11 protein-coding genes and 1 tRNA gene are annotated in these 13,204 nt (G+C 69.2%); 6 read left to right on the top strand and 6 right to left on the bottom strand.

The window, feature by feature from the left end; genetic code table 11:
- The first annotated feature begins 8 nt into the window (after nucleotides 1–8).
- Nucleotides 9–1,082 (top strand): glycosyltransferase family 2 protein, encoded by a 1,074-nt coding sequence (locus tag JJJ14_RS11005; protein ID WP_201444151.1) that lies wholly within the window; start codon nucleotides 9–11, stop codon nucleotides 1,080–1,082.
- Nucleotides 1,079–2,131 (top strand): glycosyltransferase family 2 protein, encoded by a 1,053-nt coding sequence (locus JJJ14_RS11000; RefSeq protein WP_201444150.1) that lies wholly within the window; start codon nucleotides 1,079–1,081, stop codon nucleotides 2,129–2,131. The genes JJJ14_RS11005 and JJJ14_RS11000 overlap by 4 nt, the downstream gene beginning before the upstream one ends.
- Before the next feature lie 198 nt (nucleotides 2,132–2,329).
- Here the strand turns inward: JJJ14_RS11000 and JJJ14_RS10995 are convergent, their stop codons facing one another.
- From JJJ14_RS10995 to JJJ14_RS10975, 5 genes are all read right to left on the bottom strand, one after another.
- The gene (locus JJJ14_RS10995) at nucleotides 2,330–3,646 is read right to left on the bottom strand and encodes an MFS transporter (protein ID WP_236592820.1); all 1,317 of its coding nucleotides are present in this window, start codon (nucleotides 3,644–3,646) and stop codon (nucleotides 2,330–2,332) included.
- Nucleotides 3,647–3,938: 292 nt separating this feature from the next.
- Nucleotides 3,939–5,204 (bottom strand): hypothetical protein, encoded by a 1,266-nt coding sequence (locus tag JJJ14_RS10990; RefSeq protein ID WP_201445172.1) that lies wholly within the window; start codon nucleotides 5,202–5,204, stop codon nucleotides 3,939–3,941.
- A gap of 114 nt (nucleotides 5,205–5,318) precedes the next feature.
- Nucleotides 5,319–5,978, bottom strand: a complete 660-nt coding sequence (locus JJJ14_RS10985) for a YveK family protein (RefSeq protein ID WP_075254898.1) — start codon at nucleotides 5,976–5,978, stop codon at nucleotides 5,319–5,321.
- A 242-nt stretch (nucleotides 5,979–6,220) separates the two neighbouring features.
- A complete protein-coding gene (locus JJJ14_RS10980; RefSeq protein ID WP_201444149.1) occupies nucleotides 6,221–7,003 on the bottom strand; it encodes a TetR/AcrR family transcriptional regulator in 783 nt (260 codons plus the stop codon).
- Nucleotides 7,004–7,007: 4 nt separating this feature from the next.
- The gene (locus JJJ14_RS10975) at nucleotides 7,008–8,228 is read right to left on the bottom strand and encodes an acyltransferase family protein (RefSeq protein WP_101559776.1); all 1,221 of its coding nucleotides are present in this window, start codon (nucleotides 8,226–8,228) and stop codon (nucleotides 7,008–7,010) included.
- Nucleotides 8,229–8,459: 231 nt separating this feature from the next.
- On the opposite strand from JJJ14_RS10975, the gene JJJ14_RS10970 reads away from it, so the two are divergent.
- The 3 genes from JJJ14_RS10970 (at nucleotide 8,460) to JJJ14_RS10960 (ending at nucleotide 10,832) form a co-directional block, all read left to right on the top strand.
- A tRNA-Gln gene (locus JJJ14_RS10970) sits at nucleotides 8,460–8,531 on the top strand.
- A gap of 192 nt (nucleotides 8,532–8,723) precedes the next feature.
- A complete protein-coding gene (locus tag JJJ14_RS10965) occupies nucleotides 8,724–9,716 on the top strand; it encodes a bifunctional UDP-N-acetylglucosamine diphosphorylase/glucosamine-1-phosphate N-acetyltransferase GlmU (RefSeq protein WP_201444148.1) in 993 nt (330 codons plus the stop codon).
- A gap of 123 nt (nucleotides 9,717–9,839) precedes the next feature.
- Nucleotides 9,840–10,832 carry a ribose-phosphate diphosphokinase gene (locus tag JJJ14_RS10960; RefSeq protein WP_003787536.1) on the top strand — a complete coding sequence of 331 codons (993 nt, stop codon included), beginning with the start codon at nucleotides 9,840–9,842 and terminating at the stop codon, nucleotides 10,830–10,832.
- Here JJJ14_RS10960 and JJJ14_RS10955 read toward each other — a convergent pair.
- Complete coding sequence (locus JJJ14_RS10955) at nucleotides 10,788–10,946, bottom strand: hypothetical protein (protein ID WP_201444147.1); 159 nt, start codon at nucleotides 10,944–10,946, stop codon at nucleotides 10,788–10,790. The genes JJJ14_RS10960 and JJJ14_RS10955 overlap by 45 nt on opposite strands.
- 303 nt (nucleotides 10,947–11,249) lie before the next feature.
- Between JJJ14_RS10955 and JJJ14_RS10950 the strand changes: the two genes are divergently transcribed.
- Entirely contained in the window at nucleotides 11,250–13,178 is a 1,929-nt protein-coding gene (locus JJJ14_RS10950; RefSeq protein WP_201444146.1) for a hypothetical protein, read from the top strand.
- Nucleotides 13,179–13,204 lie beyond the last annotated feature (26 nt).

Raw genomic sequence — 13,204 nt, 5'->3', positions numbered from 1 at the left:
GGCTGGACGTGCACCTGACCATCGCGATGCTCACCTACCGCCGCAACGACTACCTCGCGCAGGTGATCCCCGAGCTGCTGACGCAGACCGACGACGTCTGTGACGCGCAGACGACGGCGAGCGTGCTCATTGTGGACAACGACCCGCAGGCCGGGGCGCGGGCCGTCGTCGAGGCCGCCCGGGCGGCGCTGGCCGGCGGGCAGTCGGAAGCGGCGGAATCGTCCGGGCAGGCAGGGCCCTCCGGGTCGGCTGACTTGGACGCGGCGGTGACGTCGCGGCTGGTCTACGTTCACGAGCCCGAGCCGGGCATCGTGGCCGGCCGCAACCGGGCCCTGAGCCAGGCCCACGGCTCTGACGCCCTCGTCTTCATCGACGACGATGAGATTCCCTCGCCGGGCTGGCTCAAGGCCCTCGTGAGCACCTGGCGCGCCCAGGGCTGCGCCGCCGTCACCGGCCCCACGCCGCCGACCTTCGAGGTCGACCCCTCGGCGTGGGTCACCGCCTCAGGCGCCTTCGACTCCTGGGAGGCCGCCGACGGCGCCCAGGTCCGCAGCGCCGATACCGGCAACCTGCTCCTGGACCTGGCCGTCGTCGAGCGCCTGGGGCTGCGCTTCGACCCGCGCTACGGGCTCACCGGCGGCGAGGACTCCCTGTTCACCCGCCAGCTCACCCGCGCCGGCGGCGTCATCCGCTTCGCGGCCGGGGCGGTGGTCACCAAGCGCGTGCCCGCGGCCCGCGCCCGGCGCACCTGGGTGCTGGAGCGCTCCTTGCGCTCGGGTTCGTCCTGGGCCCGGGTGCGCATCGACACGGCCGGGCCCGCCGACGGCGGTGCCTCCGACAGGCTCGCGCGCCTCAGGCTGCGCCTGGGCTACGGCGCCAAGGGGCTGGCCAAGGCCGGAATCGACGGGGCACGGGCCGGCGTGGCCCGCATCCGCGGTGACGTGCCCGCCCAGGCCCGCTACGAGGTCTCCTCGCGCGGCGGACTGGGCATGGTGGTGGGCGCTCTGGGCGTCCACGTGCGCGAGTACGGACGCCCCCGGCGCCGGAGGAGCACAGCACGCCCCGGCAGGAGGAGCGCATGAACCGGCTGACGATCGCCATCCCCACCTTCCGCCGCCCGCAGGACCTCAAACGGGCCGTCAGCGGGGTCCTGGAGCAGGCCGGGGAGCTGGTTGGCGGCTCGAGTGCCGAGGCCCGAGAACCCGAGGGCGATGCCGCGGGCGCGGCGGATACGGACGGGGGCCCAGGCAGGGGCGTGAGCGACGTCGAGGTCCTCGTCATCGACAACGACGCCCAGGGCACCGGGCACGAGGCCGCCCTCGCCGCAGCGGCCGACGCCGGGGTGCCGGTGCGTTCCTCCGCGGAGGGCTCGGAGGAGCCCGGGGGCGTGGGCCTGCGCTACGTCATCGAGGAGAGGCCCGGTGTGGCGGCGGTGCGCAACCGCGCCCTGGACGAGACCGGTGGGCGCGACCTGCTCGTCTTCATCGACGACGACGAGGAGCCCGAGCCCGGCTGGCTCGCCGCCCTCGTGGGGCTGTGGGCCTCGACCGGCTGCCAGGCGGTGGCCGGACCCGTCATCCCCGCCTACGAGGTCGAGCCCGAGGCGTGGGTGCGTCAGGGCGAGTTCTTCGTGCGCAGGACCTGGCCCACCGGCACGGTCCGCCCGGTGGCGGCCTCCAACTGCCTGCTGCTGGACCTGGGTTTCGTGCGCCGGGCCGGGCTGCGTTTCGATGAGGCCTTCGGCGCCACTGGGGGAGAGGACACGCTCTTCACCCGCCGGCTGAGCGCCGCCGGCGGTGTCATCCGCTGGTGCGATGAGGCGCGCGTGCGCGACCACGTGCCGGCCTCGCGCCTCACCCGCCCCTGGATCCTGCGACGGCAGCGCTCCCACGCCGCCACCTCGGTGCGCGTGGAGCTGGCCCTGGCCGGCGGCGGGGCTCAGCCGGCCATCCGGGCCAAGGCCGCGGCCGGTGGCCTGGTGCGCATCGTCGTCGGCGGCCTGCGAACCGCCGGCGGAACGCTCATCGGCAGCCCCCGGCACGCGGCCAAGGGGGCTCGGCTACTGGCCCGTGGCCGCGGCATCCTGGCGGCCAGCGTCGGAGGCGGCGTCCACCGCGAGTACGACCACTGAAGGCCGGGGCCTGAACTCAGCGCGGTGCTGGCTGAAGAGCCCACATCGGGCAGCACCAAAAGCTTAACCGCCGTTTCCCGGACGATCCGCTCCAGCCATCCTTCGAGCACCAACTCCTGGGCGACTTCGGCCGGGATGTGCACGGCGGGCGTCAGGCGGTATGGGGCTCCAGTCTTGTCAACAAGCCGGGCGTCGGACTTAATCGTCTTTGATGCTTGCTGTGGTCGAGGAAAAGGTCAAGCCAGACATTAATGCTGCAAAGCCAATACCAACTCCGCCGAGCACAAAAACGAAAGGCGTTGAAGTAAGATCGGCGACCACGCCTCCCAAGGCCAGGCCCACCGTCGTGCCGAGGCTGCCAACCGTACCGATTACCGCATAGACCCTGCCGAGGAAGCGTCGATCGATCGTCAACTGTATCTGAGCTGACAGCGCGCCGCTCAACAGTACCAGCGGGAGACCTTGAACGAAGAAGGCCACCGCGGCGACCCAGAAACTGGGCCAGATTCCCGGAACAGCAAGAGTCAGTGCGTAGACTCCAAGAGCCAGGACGGTCACCCAACGAACGCTCACTGTGTCGGGGGTTACTAGCAATGCAAGTCCACCGACCAGTGCGCCGACGGACGTGATGGCTAACAGAAGGCCGTAGGTGTCGCCGCCACCTTCCAGCGCCTCTATGACGTAAACAACGAGAATAGACTCCGGCATCCAACCGAAGAGGTTCCAGATCCCGAAAACCGCCACAATGTTGCGAGCGAACGGATTTTGCCAAGTCACAACAAGGCCGTCCCACAATTCCTTCATGAAAGTGCGCGTGCGAGTCTCAATAGTTGCGGCCGTCGGTTCGCTGTTAACTTCCGCTGCGCACTCGTACCATGCGTCCTCCTGCCTGCCCTCATCGCATTGTCTCTCGGCTGACGACTGGTCAGGCATCAGTACGTGTGAGCGCTGAAGAGAGTGTAGTGCGAGCGCAATGATGAGCAATACCCCTGCACTCAAAGTGAATGGCGTTGTCACGGACCATCCTACCAATGTGGCGCCAACAAACGGCCCGATAGCACCATTGCCAAGCTCTTGCACCCATCGGATGGTGGCATTCGACTTCAGGTACTGGTTAGGTTCTGTGAGATCGGGGACGACCAGTACTGACGCTGCGTCATATAATTCTTCTAACATGCCGAAGAATAAGGCGAACGCACAAAGCAGCAGGATTGACCCGGCGCCAAGGTGGAGCGCCACGGCGAGCCCCACTAAAATGAGTGCACGGGCTAGGTTGACCAGGTACAGGGTGCGCAACTTGCACCATCGATCGAGCATGACGCCGATCGGTATGGAGAGGAGCACCCTAGGTAACGTTGCTACGGTGGCAACTAGTGCGACCTCCAGCGCCGAGTCGGCATATGCGGTGGTCAGCACGGCGAAGGCAGCGACTCGGATCCCGTCGACGATGTTCGACCCCAGAGACACTGCGGCGAGCCGCACAATCGGCCCGCGTACTAAGGTTCGTGCGCTCATGAGACTAATTCCTTGCGTATTCAAACACCTGGTACTGCCCGTTCATCCATACAGCGATAGAATTTGGCAGGTCCGGCATGTTCCGGACCGACGCATCGGCATCCTTGAGGTGTCCTCCTTGGAACAATAAAGCCGTGCGGATGTGGGATCAATCCCGGGCGTCGATAGGCGAGCTAGCGAATCTCCCGTGAAGGGGTGGCGACTACCTCGTCGTTCACTGTGCGCGGCATACATGTGCGCCACGGTGGCTGCGTCCACCGCGAGTACGACCACTGAGGGCTCGCGGTCGGGATCACGCCTGCTGGGCGGGCGCCGCAGCGGAGTCGGTGGGCTCATCCCGCGGTGGGGCGGCCGGCTCGTCGTCGATGCCCACCTGGGCGGCCTCACGCAGGGGAGGTTGCAGAACGGCGGCCCCCAGCACGATCGGCAGGTAGGCGGGCAGCACCGTCCAGGGCCCCACGAACACGTTCTGCACCACGGTCAGAGCCGCGAAGAACAGCCAGGGCGTGGCCTTGAGGCGTCCCAGGTCGCGCATCATCGCCGCCAGCGCCATTCCCGCAATGAGCAGCAGCAGCAGGCCGCCCGGGATCGAGGCCGCCGCCCACATGTCCATGAGACCCGAGTGCAGCTCGATGCGGCCGCCGAACATGAAGTTCTCGACGTAACCGTTCTCCGGGTCGTAGCCCAGGGCGGCCATGCCTTGCTTGGCCACCCACAGGTCCTCGAAACGGGGCTTGACGCCGGCGCCGTACCCCCAGGGCCGGTTCTGGAACAGCGCCCAGGAGGCCCCCAGTTCGGGGCGGGCGGACAGGAGCAGGCCCGCCGAGCTGGAGGACTGGGCAATGGTCCGGTTCTGGGCGTCCTCACCCAGGGTCCCGGACTCCGAGGCCATGACCACCCCAACCATCGCCACGATCCCCACGACCGCCAGAACGAGGATCTGGGAGATCGCCAGGCGCCTCGGAGTGGGCACGTGCCATCGGGCCCAGGACGCCAGGGCCTGCCAGATGACCGTGCCCAGGATGATGGCCAGGAAGGCCAGGGTGGAGCGCGAGTCGGAGACGAGGAAGACGCCGCTGAGCACCAGCAGGGCCACGATCTGCACCAGCCGGCGCTGGTCGGCCACGAGGCTGAGGACCATGATCGTCACCGCCGCACCGATCCCGAACTTCCACGGGTTGGAGCTGGTCTGCAGCAGGGGCAGCGCGTCCAGGAACATGCCGAAGCCGACCGCCAGGGCCGCGCGCCTCGCGCCCAGCCGGCGGGCCCCCCACACGAAGACGGCTACCGCGCAGGGCACCGCCAGCAGGCTCAAGGTGGTGACCCGGCGGGCCCAGGCCTCGACGACGAAGCTGCTCTCGGCCAGCAGGGACATGATGTAGGCCGTGCCCGACGCCAGGATGGACAGCACGAGCAGCAGCGAGAAGCGGCGCGCCTTGCGCACGGCCGTCCAGGTGATGGGGACCGAGGCGAGTGCGACACAGTCCCCGACGCTCAGGGCTGCCGCCAGCTCGCGGCGCACACCCACGCAGACCAGCAGGACGACGGCGATCGCCATCTCCAGCCGCCGCCATGTCGTCCCCGGTTCGCGGCTCGACTCGGGATCAGCGCCCGACGGCGTCCGCGAGTCCTGGTGGGAGGTGCCCTGCGACCATGTCTGGGCCACGGCCGGTCAGGCGTCTTCCCGAGAGCGACGACGCCCGATGATGAGCAGCGGGTCCTCGACCTTGTCCTGCGGGTTCTTCTGACTCAGGAAGTACAGCAGGATCGCCACGATGGCGCCGGCGGCCAGCCCGATGGCGGTCCCGATCAGCGCGGTCGACATGGCCGACAGGCTCGAGGGGGCGGAGGGGGTCGTGGGGGAGTCGACCACCTTGAGCGTCGCGGTGGTGTTTCCCGCCTGCCCGGAGCTGGACAGGTCGCGGGCCACCGAGTCCAGGGCGGTCAGCTCGGCCTCGGCGATCCTGTGGGCGCGCTGGGGATCTGTGCTGGTGGCTCGGATCTCCACCAGGGTGGTGCCGGTCTTGCTGGTCACCGAGACGGACTTGCGCAGCTCGTCCTGACTGATCCCCGTGTCCTTGGAGACCTCCGCGAAGGTGCTCTCCGAGGTCCCGATCTCCACCAGCGTCGGCATGATGGAGGTCAGGTAGTTGAAGGTGTTGGGGAGGTTGGCCTCACTGTTCTCCACACCCAGATTCGCATTGGCGGTGGAGGTGTACTGCGCCGGCGTCAACAGGCCGAAGACAGTGCCGATGATGGTGCCCAGCACAACGTGCATGACCACCAGGACTGCGTTCTTGCGCAGCGCGATGATGAGGGTTTCCGGGTCCATGGGTTCCGTTTCGGTGATTGCGGGAGCAACAGAATAGCGCGCTGTTTGGGGCAAGAGCCGGGCACAGGAAGTGACTCACCTCCTTCCCGGGCACTTTTCAGAACTCGTCGGGTCGTTGGGGTTTGAGGATTGCTGGCACTCGCAGGACGATCGACCGATCGGGTAGTGACGAATGCGACGGGCTTCCGCCAGGTGCAGCAACACCAACGACGACGCGGGTACGAGTGACTCCGGGGCGGCGCTCAGGGCGCGTTGGAGGACTCGGTGGCGCTGTGGCGGTGGGCGGAGCCCTCGGTGCGCGAGTCGGTCCCCGCCCCCGAGGCGCCCTCGGAGCCGTGTGAGTTGTCTGCAGGCCCGGAGTGGAGCGTGGGCTCGGCCTTCAGGCCGCGCAGGCCGTTCCACGCGAGGTTGACCATGTGAGCGGCCACCTCCTCCTTGCTCATCGAGCGGTTTTCCAACCACCACTGAGCCGGCATGGCCACGATACCCACCAGCATCTGGGCGTACAACGGGGCCGTGCGCGGGTCGAGGTCGTGGGCGGCGAACTGCGAGGCGAGGATCCCGGAGACCTCGATGGCGACGTCGGCCAGCAGTGTGGAGTAGGTGCCGGCGGCGCGGTCCGAGCCGGCCGAGAGGATGCGGAAGCCGTCGGGGGAGTCCTCGATATAGGTCAGCAGGGCCAGGGCGGCCCGCTCGGCGACCCGTGAGGCCGAGCCGGAGGCATCAGGCCCTTCCGTTGCGCGCCGCCCGGCCTCCGGCGCCGCCGCGGCGTCCGCGGCCGGGTCCGCGATCGCCGAGGAGATCGCGGCCGAGATCGTGGTGATCTCCCGGTCGACGACGACGGCGTACAGGCCCTCCTTGCCGCCGAAGTGCTCGTAGACCACCGGTTTGGACACCTGGGCGCGGGCCGCCACCTCCTCCACACTCGTGGCGTCGAAGCCGCGCTCGGCGAACAGCCCGCGGGCCACGGCGATGAGCTGCTCGCGCCGCTCGCTGGCGCTCATACGGGTGCGCTTGGCCGCCATGGCCCTAGCCCCTCTCGCTGTGGTCCGCCGACCGGGTGGGGCGACGGCGCTCGGACCACTGGGCGAAGCGAGCCGAGGCCAGAGCCCCGGTGCGGCGGGCCAGCCGGTGGCTGGGGGCCTCGATGTAGCGCTGGAACAACCAGGTCAGCGGCGCCGAGGCCAACGGCGCCAGGATGAGCACCCACCACGGCGAGATCGAGTGCGTCAGCAGCCGCAGCGAGACCACGACCGGCTCGTGGACCAGGTAGAGGGAGAAGGACATGAGGCCCAGGTACTGCACGGTGCGCGAGCGCAGCAGGCCGCGCAGCGCCCCGGCCCGCACCACGAGGTGGACCAGGTAGGCCGCGGCCGCCAGGGTGACCGCGTTGGCCAGACGCTGAGCCGTGTGGCTCTCCATCCCCGGCCACCAGGCCAGGGTGATGAGCAGCAGGCACACCAGGGCCTGCGCCGTCGCCCAGGGCTGGGGGCGCTGCGGCACCGGGGCGGGGTTGTGCCCCCAGGCCCAGCCCATGACCGCGCCGACGGTGAAGACCGGCAGGTAGCTGCCCGAGCCGGGGCTGGCGGTGATGACGGGCACCGCCAGGGCCGCCACCACCGGCAGCCAGGAGATCCGCCAGCGGGCGCACAGGGCCACCCCGAGGATCATCAGGGGCAGCACGAAGGAGAAGATCGCCTCGGCGTGCAAAGACCACAGGACGGTATTGCGGTAGGCGTGCTTGGGGATGAGCAGGTACTCCATGAGCATCTGGCGCGCCCCGAGCCCCACGGGGTGAGTGACGGTCATCCAGTGCCCCAGCGCCGGATCCTCCGAGCGCGGCACGAGCAGCATCGCGATGACCGCGAAGGTGGTGGAGGCCGCCGCCGGCAGCCACAGGCGCACGAAGCGCCTCGGGGCGTAGTCGACCCAGTCGAAGCGCCGCCCCTGGGCGTGGCGGCGGGCCACCGGGTAGGTCAGGGCCACACCGGACAGGACGAAGAAGATGAGGACGGCCTCATGGCCCGCCCACAGCAGGTGGAGGGGACTCTGGGTGAGGATCCGGTTGAAGGTGCCGGTGGGGACGGTGCCGGGCCGCGCCCCGACCTCCGCCAGCGCGGGGACGGTCTCCAGGGCGTGGTGGATGAGCACGACGACGGCGGCCAGCCCGCGCAGCCCGTCGAGCTCGATGAGTCGCACCGCTGCCGGCTTGCCGGAGGAGGGAGGGGGAGCGGAGGGGGAACTGGACATGCCCCCATCCTGCCCTGTCCTCCCAGCCGACCGCGAAGCCCAAGGAGTGTGGCATACGCCCCGCGCAGGTGGGAGGCCCGGTGCCAGGTCCGGTCCCGGAGGCGACCGGGACGCAACCGGGCGCGACCGGGGCGCGCTGAGCCGCCGCGAAGGTGCCGAGTGCGACCGGGACATGAGAGACTGTCCCGGCGTCTCGCCCCTCGCCGTCGGGCCCGGGTCGGGATGTGTCCTTCCGCCCTGGTGTAGCGGCAGCACGCAGGCCTTTGGAGCCTTGAGGCCCGGGTTCGAATCCTGGGGGCGGAGCGGCGTAGCATGAGCGGCGTTGGGGTTCCCTCGCTCTCACGCCCGACGGCGGTCACCCGGTCGCCGGTGGGATACGCGCCAACCGTCCATCCGTACCTGATTTCAGAAACCGTTGGAGTCCGTCCCCGGCCTCCGCCCGGTCGCGGCCGGAGACGTCGGGAGCCCGGGCGCGAACCTGTGAGAAGAGGACACGTGACGCCAACCGCACCCGCCGCCGTCATCGTCATGGCCGCAGGCAAGGGAACTCGTATGCGATCGGTCACCCCCAAGGTCCTGCACCGGATCGGCGGTCGCAGCCTCGTGGACCACGCCGTCACCGCGGCCAGGGGGCTGGAGCCCCAGCACCTCGTCGTCGTTGTGCGCCACGAGCGCGACGCCGTCATCGCCCACCTCGCCGAGGTCGCCCCCGATGCCGTTCCGGCCGACCAGGACGAGGTGCCCGGTACCGGGCGGGCCGTCGCCTGCGGGCTGGCCGCCCTCCCCGAGGACCTCACCGGGCCCGTCGTCGTCACCAGCGGGGACGTCCCGCTGCTGGACACCGCCACCCTGAAGGAACTCCTGGCTCAGCACCATGAGCGCGGGGACGCCGTCACCCTGCTGACCACCGAGCTCGAGGACCCCACCGGCTACGGGCGAGTCGTGCGCGAGGCCGACGGCACCGTCTCGGCCGTCGTCGAGCAGCGCGACGCCAGCGAGGCCCAGCGCGCTATCCGCGAGATCAACGCCGGCGTCTACGTCTTCGACGCCGCCCACCTGCGCACCGCCCTGGCGACCCTGGGCACGGACAACGATCAGGGCGAGGTCTACCTCACCGACGTCGTCGCCCATGCCCACCAGACCGGCCGGTCCACCAGCGCGCTGGTCGCCACCGACCACTGGCTCGTCGAGGGCTGCAACGACCGCGCCCAGCTCGCCGAGCTCGGCGCCGAGCTCAACCGCCGCGTCCTGGCCGGCTGGATGGCCCAGGGCGTCGGCGTCGTCGACCCGGCCTCCACCTGGGTGGACGTCACCGCCGAGCTCGCTCAGGACGTCACCCTCGAGCAGGGCGTCCTCGTACGCGGAACCACCCGGATCGGCCAGGGTGCCCGGGTGGGCGCCTACGCGATCCTCACCGACGCCGTCATCCCGGCCGGCTGTGTCGTGGCCCCCTTCAGCCAGCTCGACGCCGACGCCGCCCAGGCCTGACGCATGAGCGCACCGCAGCTTCGGCCCCGACCGGTCCGGCCGTCCGGGGCGATCATTGACCTTCACCTCCGTCTCCAACAGTCACATCGAGGGCCGCACCGGCCGTGAGAAGGGAACCACGTCATGACGGGCATCATTACCAAGGGTGAGAAACGGCTGGTCGTTGTCTCCGGACGCGCCCATCCCGAGCTCGCCCGGGACGTGGCCAGCGAGCTCGGCACTGAGGTGCTGTCCTCCACGGCCTACGACTTCGCCAACGGGGAGACCTACGTCCGCTTCAACGAGTCGGTGCGCGGCTGCGACGTGTTCGTCGTCCAGTCCCACGGCGACCGCGTCAACGACTGGCTCATGGAGCAGCTCATCATGGTGGACGCCCTCAAGCGCGCCTCCGCCAAGCGCATCACCGTGGTGGCCCCCTTCTTCCCCTACGCCCGTCAGGACAAGAAGCACCTGGGGCGCGAGCCCATCAGTGCCCGCCTCGTGGCCGACCTCTACAAGACCGCCGGCGCCGACCGCCTCATGAGCGTGGACCTGCACACCTCCCAGGAGCAGGGCTTCTTCGACGGCCCCTGGGACCACCTGTGGGCCCAGCCGGTGCTCGTGGACTACGTGCGCACCCGCGTCGACCCTGCCAACGCCGCCGTCGTCTCCCCCGACGCCGGCCGCATCCGGGTGGCCGAGCGCTGGGCCAACCAGCTCGGCGGCACCCCGCTGGCCTTCGTCCACAAGACCCGCGACGTCACCCGCCCCAACGAGTCGGTGGCCAACCGCGTCGTCGGCGACGTCGAGGGACGCTCCTGCGTCCTGGTCGATGACATGATCGACACCGGCGGCACCATCGCCAAGGCCGTCCAGGTGCTCCTGGACTCCGGGGCCAAGGACGTCATCGTCGCCGCGACCCACGGGGTGCTCTCCGGGCCGGCTGTGGACCGGCTCTCCACCTGCGGGGCCCGCGAGGTCATCGTCACCGACACCCTGCCGATCCCCGCCGGCAAGCGCTTCGAGCAGCTGACGGTCCTGCCGATCGCGCCGCTGCTGGCGCGCGCCATCAAGGCCGTTTTCGACGATGGCTCAGTGGCGGAGCTCTTCGATACCGTCGGCGTCGCCGGCGACTGAGACAGTCGGGTCCGCTCCTCGCAGGACCCCCATGAGCCACCGCGCGCCGGCTCCGGCCGCCGCGCTCCCGCCCTCGCCGAGCCCCTCACCGGGCCCGGCGAGGGCGTCTGTCATGGGGCGGGCTCCCCATGACGGCGAGTCGCGCTCGAAGTGTGCAGTAACCTTCAGATAACGATTTCGTTGCAAACCGACCTTGCGGTCACGTAGCGTGGCGCCGTCATCGAATTGTGTTCCTTTCGTTGCCTCTTCGTGTTCCGCATGGTCGGATGCGCTCCCCGAACTAACAAGCGCTACCAGTTACATTAATCGTTATCGCAGACATTCATCCGGTGACTTATGTGGGCCTCATCCGTCCCGGTACCAGTGATGATCTGTGATCCGCTTGCGCGTTGCTCGCCATATGTACCGGAGGTTCCTGTGCGTCGTCTCTCCACCATCCCCCGTCTTGCCATCATCGTCTCCCTCCTGCCGCTCCTGCTCGCCTCGATGGTTGTCCTGACCCCCGCCGCCCCGGTGGCCTCGGCTCAGGAGACCGAGGCCGATGCCGACGGAGACGACCCGGGCGACGGCTCCGGCGACGTCGGTGACAACGAGGCCGCCGCTGCCGCTGGTACTGACCCCTCCGGCCAGTCCTCCCGGGAGCCCGCCTACACGGCCGCGCCCCTGCCCACGGTGCAGATCGACGGCGTCGCCTGGGGGCAGCTCGTCGTCGGCGACGTGGTCTACGTCGTCGGCAACTTCAACAATGCCCGCCCGGCCGGGGCCCGTGCCGGACAGCAAGAGGTCCCGCGCTCCAACATCTTGGCCTACGACCTCAACACCGGGAAGCTCATTGAGGACTTCGCCCCCACCCTCAACGGCGCGGGACGAAGCCTGGCCCTCTCCGAGGACGGCAAGACCCTCTATGTCGCCGGGGAGTTCGACAAGGTCAACAACGAGTGGCACAGCCGTCTGGCCGCCTTCGACATCTCCCACGGGCACGGCACCCTCATCTCCTCCTTCAAGCCCGTGTTCAGCACCACCGTCAAGGACATCGCGGTGGCCGGCGACACCCTCTACGTCGGGGGCTACTTCACCAAGGTGAATAACCAGCAGCGGACCCGTCTGGCCGCCCTCAAGGCCTCCACCGGTGAGCTCCTGGACTGGACCGCCTCCGCCGAGGGCCCCAACGCCCAGGTCTACGCGATCGAGGTCTCCCCGGACCATTCCAAGGTCGTCATCGGTGGCTCCTTCTCCACGGTCAACGGCTCAAGCAAGCCCGGATACGGGATGGCGCTTCTGAGCGCCTCCACCGGTGAGGTGCTGCCCATGCCGGTTAACGACACCGTGCGCACGGCCGGTGAGAAGGCCGCCATCTTCGACATCGCCGTCGACGAGGACGGTTTCTACGGCACCGCCTACTCCGCTGTCGGGCGCCTCGATGAGGCCAACCTCGAAGGGAGCTTCAAGGCCGACTGGAACGGCAACCTCGTCTGGCTCGAGCCCTGCCACGGTGACACTTACGGGATCGCCCCCACCAAGGACACCGTCTACACGGTGGGGCACGCCCACTCCTGCGAGACCATCTACGGGTTCCCCAACATGCCCGAGGTGCGCAAGGACGGTCAGCACCCCCTGTACGTGCGGGCCATGGCCTTCACTAACAGCCCCGATATCACCATCCGCCACCAGGGGGTGGTCGACGGGTACCAGGACTGGTCGACCTCGGGTCTCAAGAGCCCCACGATCATCGGCTGGTACCCGGACCTGGAGGCGGGGAAGTTCACGAAGACGTCCCAGGCCGCCTTCAAGGTCGACGTCACCGACTCCTACATCCTCATGGTGGGTGAGTTCATCGAGGCCGACGGCAAGGTCCAGCAGGGGATCGTGCGCTACCCCAGGCGCGCGGGCCAGCCCACGCTGCCCCCCGAGGGCAAGGCCGAGACCCTGGCCGCCAAGGCGGAGGTGACGACCTCGGGCTCAGTGAGGGTGGGGTTCAACGCCACCTGGGACCGCGACGACCCGACCCTGACCTACAGCCTCTACCGGGATGACGACACCACGCCGGTGGCCACCGAGAAGATCAGCGACACCCGCTGGGCCCTCAAGAGCCACAGCCTGGAGGACACCACCTGCTTGCCCGGCGATCACACCTACCGCCTGGTGGTCTCCGACCCCAGCGGCAACACCATCACCGCCCAGATCCCGAGCCTCCCGGTCCCCAAGACGGCGCAGAACAACAAGGAGAAGGGCAAGAAGGCCAAGCCCGCCGCTGAGGCGAAGGACGCTGCCAACAACGCGAACCAGGACGGCAACCAGCAGGCCGCCGACGAGGACCAGGCCACCGATGAGGAGGACGACAACTGAGCGCTCCGGCCAGGCGGGTCCTGGCC

Origin of the sequence: Actinomyces sp. HMT 175, assembly GCF_016694895.1 — a bacterium.
Lineage (GTDB): Bacteria > Actinomycetota > Actinomycetes > Actinomycetales > Actinomycetaceae > Actinomyces > Actinomyces oris.
The sequence above is the reverse complement of the archived record's forward strand: the minus strand, read 5'-3'. Positions and strand labels throughout refer to the sequence as shown.